Source organism: Planococcus notacanthi (assembly GCF_030407825.1).
Lineage (GTDB): Bacteria > Bacillota > Bacilli > Bacillales_A > Planococcaceae > Planococcus > Planococcus notacanthi.
On record NZ_JASDCQ010000003.1, the window covers coordinates 126,155 to 139,411 of the forward strand.

Below are 13,257 nucleotides of genomic sequence, written 5' to 3' on the forward strand. Positions count from 1 at the left end.
AGCAGCACATAGCAAAATATGTGCTGCTTTTCTGCTCGAAAGGATGTGAGGTTCGTGTCTGTAACCTACAAACCGGCTATACATTTTAATCACGTAGATTTTTCATTTGGGAAAAATCAAATTTTAAAAGGCATTACCGGCTCGTTCCCAGAAGGCAAGATTACGACGCTCGTAGGCCCTTCGGGAGCCGGTAAAACAACATTGTTGAAGTTATGCAATGGTTTATTGTCTCCTGCTGCTGGAGAAGTCTACATTAAAGACCGGCCCATTGAAGACTATGAGCCTGTTGAGCTGCGCCGAATGGTCGGCATTGCACTTCAAAGCGCTCCAATGGTTGGCGGCAGCGTCTATAAAAATTTAGGCCTGCCACTGGAGCTGCAGGGAAAGTCTTTATCCAAAGCCGAAGCGGTTGAATTGCTGCATGATGTCGGGCTGGAAGAGGAACTGCTGGAGCGGAAAGTCAAAGACTTATCCGGTGGCCAGCGCCAAAAGGTCTCTATTGCCCGGACATTGGTCAACAAACCAGAGGTTTTGCTGCTCGACGAAATCACTTCTTCTTTGGACCGCACTTCTTTGAAAGAAATTGAGGAATTGATCGTCAAAATCAACCGGAAATACGGGACGACTATTATTTGGATCACCCATAACCTCCAGCAAGCCCTGGAAATCGGTGATTTCACATGGGTGATGATGGACGGCGAAGTGGTGGAGACAGGAGAAAGCGATTTGCTCAATGACCCGTCCAATGACAAGGTCAGACGGTTTGTCAGGGGGGAAGCGGGATGAGCTATTTAACGTTATCGATCACTTTGATTTTTGTTGTCATTCCGCTCTTGTTGTCTAAAACGCTGAAACTGGGGCTGGAACGGGACACGATCATCGCCACACTGCGTTCGATCGTGCAATTGCTGGCGGTCGGCTATGTATTGAAATTTGTTTTTGATTCGGAAAGCCTGATCTATATTTTTCTGATGGTCGCTTTGATGATTGTGGCAGCTACCCATAATGCCCAGAAAAAAGGGGCAGCGATTCAAGGGATCACCACGAAAGTAGCTGTCACCTTGGTGTTTGTAGAAGTATTGACGCAAGGCATTTTGCTGGGCTTCAATATTACGCCTGCCACCGCGCAATACATCATTCCGATCAGCGGAATGGTCATCGGGAATTCAATGGTGCTGTCGATTCTCTTCCTCAACCGTTTTACAGCTGAAGTCGAGTCGCATCAAGATGAGACCGAACTGATCCTGTCGCTTGGAGGGACGCCCAAACAAGCCATCCATACACAATTGATCAATTCGATAAAAGCAAGTATGATCCCGACCATCGAAAGCCAGAAGACGGTCGGGCTTGTGCAGCTGCCGGGAATGATGAGCGGGCAGATCATCGCTGGGGCGGATCCGATTCAAGCGGTCCAATTCCAGCTGCTGATCATGTTTCTGTTGTTGACAACAGCCGCTGTCACCAGTGTCATGCTGGGCTTCTTGTCTTATCCGACTTTGTTCAATCAACGGATGCAAGTAATGAGTAAGAACATTAGTTAAGATAAAGACAAATTCGGGTTTACCGGATTTGTCTTTTTTTATTGGAAAAACGGAGCTCTTCCGGTCGTATTCTCGTTTCAATAAGGAAAAAAAGAATCGATTTCAAAAGTTCCGGAACCCGGGAGGCTTTCAACTAAGTTTGAACCGAAAAGACCGGCCGGTGTGTAGGAGCCGCCTTCGATTTTTTTCTCCAGTAAGCGGCAGACGATTTCTAATGAACTATAAACAGTCAAATCGTAAACATTCGCTGTTTGGATCCGAGCGACTTTGATGACGCCTTTCCGGTTTTTGGCTTCTCCCCAAATATAAGCGGGGGAATTGGCGCGTAAATCGCTATCCGGGCCTTTGATCCGCTTCTCCACTTGTTTTTCCAGCTTCTCTTTCACCCAATCCGTGGCCAATAACGGACCTGCGGCGCCCATCAAACGGGCGCTGTATAGTTGCGCCTTTGGCATAGGGATCCAAGCGGAAATGTTCGGGATGCCAGTAGTATAAAAAGCTGTGGAAACATCTCCCCAAGGAATTCCCATCGCAGAGCGTGAACCGCGTCCGAAATCGATGATCCGGCGCTGTTTGCCAATCGGAACCGCCTCCAGCACACCATTTTTTCTGTGCATGCTGCCGGATCCCAAACCTTGGATCATGGTTTTGAAGGTACCAGGTGAGATCCCGGAATCCGAATCGAACCCGAGTGACAATTCCGTTGCGTCCGGCATTTCTTCCTTCAACTTTAAGGCGATGCAATCTGTCGGTACGACGTCAAAGCCGACTCCTGAACAAAGAACAATCCCTTTTTCTTTGGCCCGTTCATGTTGGGAGTGGGTATGTTCGAATACAGAAACTTCACCGGTAATGTCCAAGTAATCCGTTTCGGCTGACAGGCAGGCCTCAATCATAAGTGCACTGGTTATTTCAAAAGGGCCGGCACAATGGAGAACCAAGTCGATTTCCTTCAAATGGTCTGCTGCCTGGTCGTTTAAGGGGAATGCTTGAAATTCCAAAGATAATTCTTCTGCTAAGGGACGGATCTTCTCAGCGTTGCGGCCACTAAGCACCGGTGACATTCCTCTTCTGACAGCTTCCCGGGCAATCAGTTCTCCGGTATAACCATTTGCTCCATATATCATCCATTTGTTCATTCTATTTGCTCCTCGTTATACGTCTTTCTAATGGTATTCTGTAAAAATGATCGAAACCCTTTGTTTGGATTCACATGGTCAAGAAAGTTGCATTATTTCTCTTTATCTAAATAAAAGCTTCTTTTCTTACTGGTAATTTCCATTCGTTCTTATTAACATATTTTTACTAATCAATCATTGACTCTAAAAACGATAGATGCTTTAATTGTTTATAGATTCAGAAAAAATAAAAAATTAAAGGGGTGGAGAATGTGGAGAAAGTCATCACAAGCACGGAGAAACAGCGTGAAAGTGAAAATGAGAATCAGGTGCATGAGAGACCTGACGGGCATATACCGGATTTTCAGCAGATTGAAAACTCAGCAGGTTTCAGGGATTTGATGCGCAGAAAGAAACGTTTTTTGATTCCGACGACTATTTTATTTTTAGGACTTTATCTATTATTTAATATTGTGATTTCTTACACGAATTGGTTAGACGCCACTTTTATCGGGGACATCACTTGGGCATGGGTGTTTGCGTTCAGTCTATTTGCTATGACTTGGATACTTGTAACCGTTTACATGAAGCGTGCAGAGAAATTCGATGAAATGGCTAAAGATACACTGAAGGAATTTGATTATGACGAGGAGGAAACTCGATGAATGCTACGGTTATAGCCATTTTTGTTTTTATAGTTGGGATTACCCTTGTCATTACTTATTATGCAGCAAAACGGACAAACTCCGCGAGTGATTTTTATACTGCGGGAGGCGGTTTAACCGGCTGGCAGAATGGGTTGGCTATTGCGGGAGATTATTTATCAGCCGCCTCTTTTCTTGGGATTGCAGGGGCGATAGCTTTGTTCGGATTTGATGGCTTTCTTTTCTCCATCGGCTACCTTGTCGCTTATTTGGTAGTACTGTTCATCGTTGCTGAACCATTGCGCAACTTAGGGAAATACACTCTCGCTGACATGATCAATGCCCGTTTTAATGCGAAAAAAGTTCGTGGGGCAGCGGCGTTAAGCTCTATCACCATCGTTATTTTTTACATGATTGCACAGCTGGTGGGTGCAGGTGCATTGATTCAGCTGCTGTTTGGCATAGATTACATTTGGGCGGTTCTGCTTGTCGGAGTTATGATGACCATCTATGTTTTGTTCGGTGGGATGACTGCTACAAGTTGGGTGCAAATCATCAAAGCTGTTCTGTTGATGGTCGGTACAGTCATTTTATCTTTCCTTGTATTAAAGAATTTCAATTTCAATATACTGGAAATGTTTGCGCAAATGAAAACGGCTACGCCTCACGGAGAAGCCTATTTAAGTCCGGGAGTTAGATACAAAATTCCTTTGGATACCATTTCGTTGATGCTGGCTCTAGTATTGGGTACTGCAGGACTGCCGCATATCCTTATGCGCTTCTTTACTGTAAAAGATGCAAAAACTGCACGAAGCTCGGTCATGTGGGCTACATGGATCGTCGGAATTTTCTACGTTATGACGATTTTCCTTGGTTTCGGCGCAGCCGCTTTCGTTGGATCTGATTTAATTACTTCCACAAATCCGGCCGGTAACATGGCGGCACCGTTATTGGCTCAAGCATTAGGTGGAGACATACTGATGTCATTCATTTCGGCAGTCGCATTTGCAACGATTCTCGCTGTAGTAGCGGGGTTGGTTTTGACAGGTGCTTCAGCTTTTGCCCATGATATTTACGGCCAAATCATCAAAAAAGGCCAAGCGACTGAGCGCCAGCAAATGTTGGCGGCACGCTATGCGTCTCTTGGGGTTTCGGCGTTCTCGATTCTTTTGGCAATCTTTGCCCAAAGCTTGAACGTAGCGTTCCTGGTATCACTGGCATTCTGTATTGCTGCCAGCGCGAATCTGCCGGTTATCGTCTACACGATCTTCTGGAAACGCTTCAATACAACGGGAGCGATATCGGCGATTCTGACAGGCTTAATTTCAGCGTTAGTGCTGGTATCGCTCAGCCCGAGCGTAATGAGTCCGGAAGTCGGCGCCGCAATTTTAGTGGGCGACCCGATCTTCCCATTGACGAATCCGGCTCTGTTATCTGTGCCGCTTGGTTTCATCGGCGGATGGGTTGGAACGATGCTATCGAAAGAAAAAGACCTCAAGAAATATTCTGAAGTCAATGTCCGTGCCAATACAGGTGGATTTAGACAATTATAAGATGGATAAATGGAAAACCGATGCCTTTTGGGTGTCGGTTTTTTCATTGAAATAATAAAGGATTTAACAGTCTTTCGACGAATAGAAGGAGTATGAAAATAATTGGAAATTATAAGGAGTGAATTCAATGGCGAAGCTTCACTTAATTCCATATCGTGTAGAAGAAATAATGGAACAAGCACCCCAGATTCCGGAAGGCGTCCGGATGATCCAGGCACCGGAAGTATGGGCGGATGCAGAACGGGGAAAAGGAAACATCGTAGCGATTCTTGACACGGGTTGCCAGCCGGATCATCCTGACCTCAAGGATCGCATCGTAGGGGGGAGAAACTTCACCCCTGACTTTGGAGGGGATGTTGCTAATTTCGACGATAACAACGGCCATGGCACACATGTCGCGGGGACAGTTGCTGCTTCTTTCAGGCCAGAAGGAGGAATCGCCGGTGTTGCTCCGGAAGCCCACCTGCTCATTTTAAAAGTTTTGTCAGGAGAAGGCGGCGGAGAATACCAGGGGATTATTGATGGTATCCATTTCGCGATAGATTGGAAAGGTCCAGACGGAGAAACGGTAAGCGTCATTTCCATGTCTCTAGGCGGCCCAGAGGATGTTGAAGAGCTCCATGCAGCGATTAAGCGTGCAGTGGATGCGGGGATTCCAGTGGTCTGTGCGGCAGGAAACGAAGGAGACGACAGTTCCGATACGGATGAATTTGCTTATCCCGGCGCATACGGTGAAGTGATTCAGGTTGGGGCAGTAGACTTTGACCGCCGAATTGCGAACTTCAGCAACACGAATGACGAAATCGACTTGGTGGCTCCAGGCGTTGATATCTACTCAACATTTCCGGGAGGAAAACACGCCAGCTTGTCTGGTACATCCATGGCGACGCCCCATGTCTCGGGCGCTTTGGTGCTGGTCAAAAATATTGCAGAAAAAGAGTTCGCCCGTGAATTGACAGAAGCTGAGCTTTACGCCCAATTAGTGCGCCGCACTGTGCCGCTCGGCTATCCAAAAACGGCAGAAGGCAACGGTTTGCTGGCGTTGGATATTATAAATAAGTTTGAACAATTATTAAAGCTGGTCAACACTTCTTATAGTACCGGTGTTGAAAGAAAAGAGAGAAGGTAGAACAAAAAGCCATTCCGGCTACAACAAACGGAATGGCTTTACTTTTTTGACCAAAAAGTAAAGCCTATTCTTTGACGTCCAGTCTCCAAAGCAGTATTTTTTCTTAAATTTTAGAAAAAACTGATTTGATAATTTTCTTTTGAACTTATATACTGGTAACCAATCCTTTTCGGTAGGCGAAATAGTGGGAAGGAAATCAACGAGTCGAAAGGAAATGAACCGTTTATGAGTGTTCCCGAAAATCAGCAAGAAGCTAAAAACAAGAAAAAAAGAAAGTTTGAAATGCCTGATACATACGTCATCTTGTTTATTGTGTTATTGATCGCTGTGGCAGCCACTTATATTGTGCCGGCGGGAACTTTTGAACGAGAACTGGTAGATGAAGTAGAACGGGTCGTACCGAATACATATGCACAAACTGACAGCAATCCTACAGGTTTCATGGACATTTTCCTTGCTTTGCAGGAAGGGATGGTACAATCGGGCGGATTGATTTTCCTGGTCCTGTTTGCCGGTGGGGCATTCGAAGTGGTGGAGCGTTCTGGAGCGATCAAAGGAGGCATCCTGCGGGCAGTCAATAAAACCAAAGGAAAAGAGTTCCTGCTCATTGCTTTGGTCTCCATCCTGTTTGCTCTTGGTGGAGCAGTCGGAGCGGTAGCAAACTCGATTATTCCGTTTGTGGCAATTGGGGTCATCATTGCAAGAGCTTTAAAGCTGGATGCCATTGTTGCCGTGGCCATTACGTTTGGGGCAACATTTGCTGGATTCAATGTCGGATTTTTGAATCCTTATACAGTGGGTATTGCTCAGTCTATTGCGGATGTGCCGTTGTTTTCCGGCATGGGGTTGCGCGTAATCGCTTTTGTGGTGATTGTCGGTGTGACGATTTTGTACACGTGGAGCTACGCAAAGAAAGTATTGGCAGATCCATCGAGAAGCCTGATTGGTGTGCTGGATGAAGGCAAAGAAGGGGAATCTCCACTGGATGCTCCATTTACCGGACGGCACAAGCTGATTTTGTCATTTGTCGGACTCTGCCTGGCGTTCTTTGTTTATGCGACCATTGAATTTCAATGGACCATTGACCATATGGCCGCATTCTTTATCATAATCGGCATTGGTGCAGGCATCATTGCCGGAATGGATTACAATAAATTAACTTTGACCTTCTTGGAGGGCTGCAAAAATTTGGTGTATGGGGCATTGATTATCGGGGTAGCCCGGGCAATCTTGATTGTTATGGAAAATGCGTTGATTTTGGATACTTTTGTCCAAGCACTCTCGGTCCCTTTAGAAGGACTGACGCCGGTCTTTGCGGCGTTGGGGATGTTCGTCGCCAATGGTGCTTTGAACTTCTTGGTCCCTTCGGGAAGTGGACAAGCCATGATTGTTATGCCGATTCTGACGCCATTGTCGGATATGATCGGCGTTACAAGGCAAGTTGCTGTTCAGGCCTATCAGTTTGGTGATGGATTCACCAACAGTATATTTCCAACATCCGGACCTTTGATGGCCAGCCTCGCTGTAGCAGGCGTACCCTGGATCAAATGGGCGAAGTGGATGCTGCCTTTATTGTTGATGTGGACAGTCATTGCCGTTATTATGCTGACAATCGGCGTGCTGATTAATTGGGGACCGATTTAAAGGCCGGGTTCTATAGGTCAGATACTTTCTTTGAATTAAAGATGAATATTTATTTGAAAATTCAAATTAAAATACTTATACTTTTATTTATCTACTTTTTGTCTATATTTATAATTAATTGATTTCCAGAATGTAGAGGAAAGGCAGAAAACAAACGAGGAGGAAACATCATGAAGAAGAAATCGCATCGCCCATTTTATATGTTGCTGATTTTGGTTTTATTGCTGGCTGCCTGTTCTGGAAACTCCGAATCAGGAGAGACGGAAAATAGTGGGGGAGAAATGACTGAGGAAGACAAGCAGGGCGGCACATTGATTTATGGCCGTGGAGCTGACTCGGTTGGACTGGATCCGATTAACGTGACGGACGGGGAATCCATTCGGGTCACCCACAATGTTTTCGAAACCTTATTGGAATACGATCATAATTTGGAGCTGCAGCCGAAGCTTGCAACCGAGTACAGTTCTAGTGAAGACGGATTGACTTGGACATTCCAGTTGCGGGAAGGCGTTAAATTTCATGATGGAACTGATTTCAATGCCGATGCAGTAGTCTTCAACTTTGAACGGTGGATGGACACTGAAAACCCGTACCATCAAGGAGATTTTCCTTACTACCCGTTTCTTTATGGCGGATTTAAAGGAGATGAAAATCACCTGATTGAGCATGTAGTCGCTACAGGAGAACATGAGCTTGAAATCAAATTGAAGCGCAAAACAGCTCCGTTCCTCAGTTATTTAGCTATATCCATGTTCGGGATTGCGAGTCCGGCCGCTATTGAGCAATACGGTGCTGAATTGAATGAGCACCCAGTGGGTACAGGGCCATTTATGTTTGAAGAATGGAGCCGCAACAGCACCATTACATTGGCAAAAAACCCGGATTACTGGATGGAAGGGAAACCTTATTTGGACAAACTCATCTACCAGGTGATTCCCGAAAATTCGGCGCGCTTGAACGCGCTGCAGACCGGCGAAATCGATGTACTTGATGGAATGAATGCCGGAGACACCAATGTCGTGGAAGAAACGCAGGGGCTCGAACTACAGAAACGTCCAAGCTTCAATATCGGTTACATGGCGTTCAATATGGAAAAAGAGCCGTTTGATGATCCATTGGTGCGAAAAGCGATTAATATGGCCATCAATAAAGAGGAAATTGTCGATGCTTTCTATAATGGAATGGCAGATCCGGCAACGAGTCCATTGCCGCCTTCGTTATGGAGCTACGATGATACCTTGGAGAAATACGATTACAATGTCGAGGAAGCGAAAAAGCTCTTGGCTGAAGCCGGCTATGAAAATGGTTTTGAGACGGAATTGTATACCATGAGCAATCCGCGCCCTTATTTGCCCGAACCGATGAAAATTGCTGAAGCAATTCAGTCAGATCTGGCCGAAATCGGCATTACAGCCGAGATTGTATCGACGGAGTGGGCAACTTATTTGGATGACACGAAGAGTGGAAAGCATACCATGGCTATGTATGGCTGGACTGGCGTTATGGCTGATCCGGATAACTTCCTCTATCCAAACTTGAGTAAGACTAACGCAGAAGTGCCGGCGCAGAATATCGCTTTTTATAAGAGTGATGAGTTCACTTCCTTGATCACGGAAGCCAGAGAAACCCTGGACCAGGATAAACGCACAGAACTTTACAAGGAAGCGCAGCAATTGTTCCAAGAAGATGCACCGTGGGTAATGCTTGCCTATACGACTCCGCCGCTTGCACAAAGCGATTATGTGGAAGACTACAAACCGCATCCCATGAGCAATGACTTGATGACTGATGTATATTTATCAAACCAATAGTTTGGAGTGGATGATTGTTGTATGAATTACTGAAAGGTTTATGTGAACTGATCGGGCCAAGCGGCTTTGAACAGGATGTACAGCGTTTCATCAAAAATGAAATTCAAGACAAAGTAGACGTGCTGGAAATCGATGCGCTCGGCAATCTGATTGCCACAGTAAAAGGGACGGATCCGGAAATGCCGTCGATCCTATTGGCAGCACATGCGGATGAAATCGGGTTTATCGTCAAAAAAATCGAGCCGAACGGAACATTGCGTTTTGAACTGCTGGGTGGATTCGATAACCGCGTCTTGCTTGCTCAGCCAGTTGCTATTAAAGGAACGGACGGCTATATAGAAGGTGTGATCGGAACTTTGGCTGTTCATTACGTGAAATGGGATGATCCAAAGCGGATCGCGTCTCATCGGGATATGTATATCGATGTCGGGGCAGCTTCTGCTGAGGAAGTTCTGGAAATGGGTATCAAAGTGGGGCAGCCAATCAGTTATGGCAGCGGCCTGAAGTTGGCGGGAGATAAAAAACGCAATCGGGTAGTCGGAAAAGCGCTGGACGACCGAGCAGGATGTGCGGTGTTGATCGAACTGATTAACCGGCTTCAAGCAAATCCCGAGAAACTCTATGGCGATATCTACTGCGTCTTTACTGTGCAAGAAGAAGTGGGGTTAAGAGGGGCTTCTGTACTATCGCCGAACAAGAAACCGGACTTTGCACTGGCGATTGATACGACGCCCACCAGTGATACGTATGATGTATTGATGACAGGAACCAGAGTTCTTGGGCAGGGCCCGTGCATAAAAATTGCAGACAAGTCATTGATTTCGCATCCGCTGGTCACCGGACTTTTGGAAAAAGTAGCAGGAGAGCAAGATATTCCTTATCAACAGGAAATTTTCATGGGGATCGGGACTGATGCGGGAGCCATTCATATGACTTCTACTGGAGTTTCATCAGGAGTCGTATCGATTCCTTCACGTTATACCCATACCCCGATTGAAGTTGTTGATTTAGACGATCTTGAGAATACCGTGCGTTTAGTAGAAGCATTTGTACTTTCGTCAAAAGAGTTAGTTGGAAAGAATTTTTTAGATACATGAATAGCGTGGCCGGGTGTCTTACTAAGACATCCGGCTTTTTACTGAGTAGAATTATTTTACATTACCTCAAAAATCATATTGTTCGTAAAAGTAGGTGAGGATCAGCGAACGTTCGTAAAGTGATTTGACATGTTTACGAACGTTCTTTTTGGTCATTTTCAGCCCTTTTCAAATCGTTCGTAAAAGTGTACTTATGCGAACGGTTTTATTCCCAAATATCTCTGGATGTCTCAGTTACCACTCAGTATAGTTAAAGAGAATCGTTTACTAGGAGAACTAAGCAAGGGAGAATTGGCGATGAAGGATGACAGGTGTATCAGAATAGATGAATTAAAAGTAGTTCAAAGACAAAAACAATTTATACAGATGCTTGAATCAAAAAACTATCCGCCACACCAACTTATAGCCTCTAATGCGGATGAGGAAATATGGAATAAAATAAATCAAGGGGGAGTAATAGAAAGAATTGAAGAACTTAGCTTAGAAACCCTTCGAAGACAGATGGGTCAAATTTTCTCTGCTAGCGAGAAACTAGGGACAGTGCTTTACTTTGGTACAGACAGTTTCCTTGTTCAGTTTAATAAAAGTGAATTAATCCAGCATGCAGATAAGATGATTGAAGACCTCTCAAGGGGGGTGCTCTTACATTGGTTCGTATTTTCAATCGACTTGAACCAAATACTTTTGTTAGAGGAAAGTGAATACGGCTATTATGAGCTAACTTACTATGAAAAAAATATTTAACTTGGTTTACATATCCTGAATTATCGGAAGTCCTATAAGAAAATAAAAAGAGAAAGGCGATGCTATTAAGTCAGCATTGCCTTTCTCTTTTTATCAATTCGGTTTCTAATAATCGGTCATATGCAAATTACTCGTGAAGAAAGATTGTAGTATTCCACGATGTAATAAACAAAGGAAAACAATCCATTTATCTATAATGTTATTTTCGGATTCTGGTGGTTCATTCTATTCTAATTTTCTAATCTTTAAATAAAGAAAAATTTGAATCACAGGAAGAAGTAAGAACACATATAAAATGGGTTCAAGCTCTATTAACAACAGAGCGAGGAGCTCTGGGATAAATAAGAGGATGCTGACAAGGACCAATCGCGATGAATATTTCATATAACCCATTATCAAAAAGAAAATAGATAAAATCAGCAGCACAAAAGGTCCATAACCAATAATTAAGAAATATAAAATACCCAATAAATCATCAGCCATAGCCATCATTTCCTCCAGTAGTAGATTTCAAATAGTTAACTTCAACGTTTTCTACTTTAAAGAAACATGTATTCAGTAAAAAAGGTTGCACCAATCTCTGCCGATAACTTGTGATATGTAAACCTTTAAAATACATAGTTAAAAAAGAGGGAAACTCCTTAATATAGAATTGAAATTCTGGGATGATGCTTCATATCGAAATCTTATTTAACCCAAAATGTTCAGTAAGTGATAGTTTTCGTCCTTCTTTATCCCATTTATGGTATTCTTCAAAAACCAAATTTACGTCATTTTGAAAGCAATCTTCTACCAGATACTTGACTGAAAGGAAACTTCGCCAGTAATCAAACATGATACTAGACAAACTGGCTGTATAGGAATTGCTTCCAAATTCATCTATAGATCGGTTCCCGTATTCTCCCGTAAATACGCCCACTAATTCCTTTTCTATCGCTGATATTTCATCAAATTCCTTATCAGTCAAAAGGAGTTTTCTTGGTAAATACTCACACATTCCTTCTTCAAACCAAATGCTATCTTCCCGTTCATCTTCAAATTCATCTAAAAACAAGTCTGAGTGATGAGTTAATTCGTGGCCTAATATTGTAAGTATGTGATTCTCAGAAAGCTGTTCGTAAAAGCGTTGAATACTTGGAAGGTCTTTCCCCTCCAATTGTCGGATGAACAGTTTTCTCCAACCCGTTAAATCAGGTGATATGTATATCGTATCTTTATTGGTGAATGCTGGAATGGGAAGATCAGAAAAAATAGTTGTTGCTGCCTCTACTGATGTCCAAACAATTCCTTTTGGTTTATCTAATAAAAAATATTCTTTTTCTAATATGAGTTGATAATCATTCAGTCGTTTACTGAAACGTTGAATAATGTCATGGTAGTTTTCATAGTCTCTTATTTCCTCAAAGGCATAAATATGTTTCATTTGGATTACCCCTTTCTTTTTGTAATTATTTCTGCAACTACGCAAATAGGAATAGCTTGTTACTTCTAGAATAATTCCAATGTTCTTACATTGAATTTTAGCATAATGGAACGTTCATAAAGTCTTTTTGACATATTGCAATCGGCCTTTTGTTTCTAAGATGTACTTAGCCTCCACTTAACAATCTAGAACTACCTTTTCTCTAAGAACCTTTTGCTGAAAAAAGAAGATGCAAGTAGGATCGAACTCTTATAACATGAAACAAAAGAGGTGGTGAGTGACTGATGATGACACCAGCGAAGTTTGCAAGCAATTAAATATTTCTCCTTCAACGTTACGATTGTTTGTGGAAGTCTTGGAAGAGATGAAGCATAAACTGGATCGGATAGAAGAGAATCAGAAGCAACTAGCTGCACCAACGCCCGAAGAACCAGAGCTAGATTCGCCAGAATTGTCCTCACAGCAGCCAGAAAGCGAATCTGAGCCAGTAATACCCAAAAAAGACACCCGAAGTTTATGGGCAAGGATCTGGAACAAATAAATGACAGGAGTG

At 43.6% G+C, this 13,257-nt stretch carries 13 protein-coding genes; 10 read left to right on the forward strand and 3 right to left on the reverse strand.

All coding sequences use genetic code 11. The features are described from left to right. The first annotated feature begins 54 nt into the window (after positions 1 to 54). Together QMA01_RS11885 and QMA01_RS11890 are read left to right on the forward strand one after the other, a co-directional pair. Positions 55 to 786 carry an ABC transporter ATP-binding protein gene (locus tag QMA01_RS11885; protein ID WP_191715239.1) on the forward strand — a complete coding sequence of 244 codons (732 nt, stop codon included), beginning with the start codon at positions 55 to 57 and terminating at the stop codon, positions 784 to 786. After that, on the forward strand, positions 783 to 1,541 hold the full coding sequence (locus QMA01_RS11890; protein ID WP_191715240.1) for an ABC transporter permease: 759 nt from the start codon (positions 783 to 785) through the stop codon (positions 1,539 to 1,541). Before QMA01_RS11885 ends, QMA01_RS11890 begins: the two co-directional genes overlap by 4 nt. A 77-nt stretch (positions 1,542 to 1,618) precedes the next feature. Here the strand turns inward: QMA01_RS11890 and QMA01_RS11895 are convergent, their stop codons facing one another. Continuing rightward, complete coding sequence (locus QMA01_RS11895; protein WP_290215068.1) at positions 1,619 to 2,680, reverse strand: saccharopine dehydrogenase family protein; 1,062 nt, start codon at positions 2,678 to 2,680, stop codon at positions 1,619 to 1,621. Positions 2,681 to 2,931: 251 nt separating this feature from the next. On the opposite strand from QMA01_RS11895, the gene QMA01_RS11900 reads away from it, so the two are divergent. The 7 genes from QMA01_RS11900 to QMA01_RS11930 all read left to right on the forward strand — a co-directional run bounded on the left by QMA01_RS11900 (position 2,932) and on the right by QMA01_RS11930 (position 11,281). Continuing rightward, a complete protein-coding gene (locus tag QMA01_RS11900) occupies positions 2,932 to 3,324 on the forward strand; it encodes a DUF485 domain-containing protein (protein WP_191715242.1) in 393 nt (130 codons plus the stop codon). Next, positions 3,321 to 4,856, forward strand: coding sequence for a solute symporter family protein (locus tag QMA01_RS11905; RefSeq protein WP_191715243.1), 1,536 nt, complete (start codon positions 3,321 to 3,323; stop codon positions 4,854 to 4,856). The genes QMA01_RS11900 and QMA01_RS11905 overlap by 4 nt, the downstream gene beginning before the upstream one ends. Before the next feature lie 127 nt (positions 4,857 to 4,983). Continuing rightward, complete coding sequence (locus QMA01_RS11910; protein WP_191715244.1) at positions 4,984 to 5,985, forward strand: S8 family peptidase; 1,002 nt, start codon at positions 4,984 to 4,986, stop codon at positions 5,983 to 5,985. Between the two features lie 225 nt (positions 5,986 to 6,210). Next, on the forward strand, positions 6,211 to 7,629 hold the full coding sequence (locus QMA01_RS11915) for a YfcC family protein (RefSeq protein ID WP_225218474.1): 1,419 nt from the start codon (positions 6,211 to 6,213) through the stop codon (positions 7,627 to 7,629). A 170-nt stretch (positions 7,630 to 7,799) separates the two neighbouring features. Then, the gene (locus QMA01_RS11920) at positions 7,800 to 9,440 is read left to right on the forward strand and encodes an ABC transporter substrate-binding protein (protein ID WP_290186301.1); all 1,641 of its coding nucleotides are present in this window, start codon (positions 7,800 to 7,802) and stop codon (positions 9,438 to 9,440) included. A gap of 17 nt (positions 9,441 to 9,457) precedes the next feature. Further along, positions 9,458 to 10,537, forward strand: a complete 1,080-nt coding sequence (locus tag QMA01_RS11925; RefSeq protein WP_290186299.1) for a M42 family metallopeptidase — start codon at positions 9,458 to 9,460, stop codon at positions 10,535 to 10,537. A 297-nt stretch (positions 10,538 to 10,834) separates the two neighbouring features. Further along, a complete protein-coding gene (locus tag QMA01_RS11930) occupies positions 10,835 to 11,281 on the forward strand; it encodes a hypothetical protein (protein WP_191715251.1) in 447 nt (148 codons plus the stop codon). A 225-nt stretch (positions 11,282 to 11,506) separates the two neighbouring features. On the opposite strand, the gene QMA01_RS11935 is transcribed toward QMA01_RS11930, so the two are convergent. Both QMA01_RS11935 and QMA01_RS11940 read right to left on the reverse strand, forming a co-directional pair. After that, a complete protein-coding gene (locus QMA01_RS11935) occupies positions 11,507 to 11,764 on the reverse strand; it encodes a hypothetical protein (RefSeq protein ID WP_290215069.1) in 258 nt (85 codons plus the stop codon). Positions 11,765 to 11,954: 190 nt separating this feature from the next. Continuing rightward, entirely contained in the window at positions 11,955 to 12,704 is a 750-nt protein-coding gene (locus QMA01_RS11940) for a hypothetical protein (protein WP_290215070.1), read from the reverse strand. A gap of 277 nt (positions 12,705 to 12,981) precedes the next feature. Here QMA01_RS11940 and QMA01_RS11945 point away from each other — a divergent pair, with 277 nt between their 5' ends. Next, on the forward strand, positions 12,982 to 13,245 hold the full coding sequence (locus QMA01_RS11945) for a hypothetical protein (RefSeq protein WP_191715254.1): 264 nt from the start codon (positions 12,982 to 12,984) through the stop codon (positions 13,243 to 13,245). Positions 13,246 to 13,257: the final 12 nt, after the last annotated feature.

What these genes read in the sequence shown, in the direction of transcription:
- QMA01_RS11940 (WP_290215070.1), bottom strand. Translation starts at nt 12,704, where the DNA reads ATGAAACATATTTATGCCTTTGAGGAAATAAGAGACTATGAAAACTAC.
- QMA01_RS11935 (WP_290215069.1), bottom strand. Translation starts at nt 11,764, where the DNA reads ATGGCTGATGATTTATTGGGTATTTTATATTTCTTAATTATTGGTTAT.
- QMA01_RS11890 (WP_191715240.1), top strand. Translation starts at nt 783, where the DNA reads ATGAGCTATTTAACGTTATCGATCACTTTGATTTTTGTTGTCATTCCG.
- QMA01_RS11920 (WP_290186301.1), top strand. Translation starts at nt 7,800, where the DNA reads ATGAAGAAGAAATCGCATCGCCCATTTTATATGTTGCTGATTTTGGTT.
- QMA01_RS11930 (WP_191715251.1), top strand. Translation starts at nt 10,835, where the DNA reads ATGAAGGATGACAGGTGTATCAGAATAGATGAATTAAAAGTAGTTCAA.
- QMA01_RS11910 (WP_191715244.1), top strand. Translation starts at nt 4,984, where the DNA reads ATGGCGAAGCTTCACTTAATTCCATATCGTGTAGAAGAAATAATGGAA.
- QMA01_RS11905 (WP_191715243.1), top strand. Translation starts at nt 3,321, where the DNA reads ATGAATGCTACGGTTATAGCCATTTTTGTTTTTATAGTTGGGATTACC.
- QMA01_RS11895 (WP_290215068.1), bottom strand. Translation starts at nt 2,680, where the DNA reads ATGAACAAATGGATGATATATGGAGCAAATGGTTATACCGGAGAACTG.
- QMA01_RS11915 (WP_225218474.1), top strand. Translation starts at nt 6,211, where the DNA reads ATGAGTGTTCCCGAAAATCAGCAAGAAGCTAAAAACAAGAAAAAAAGA.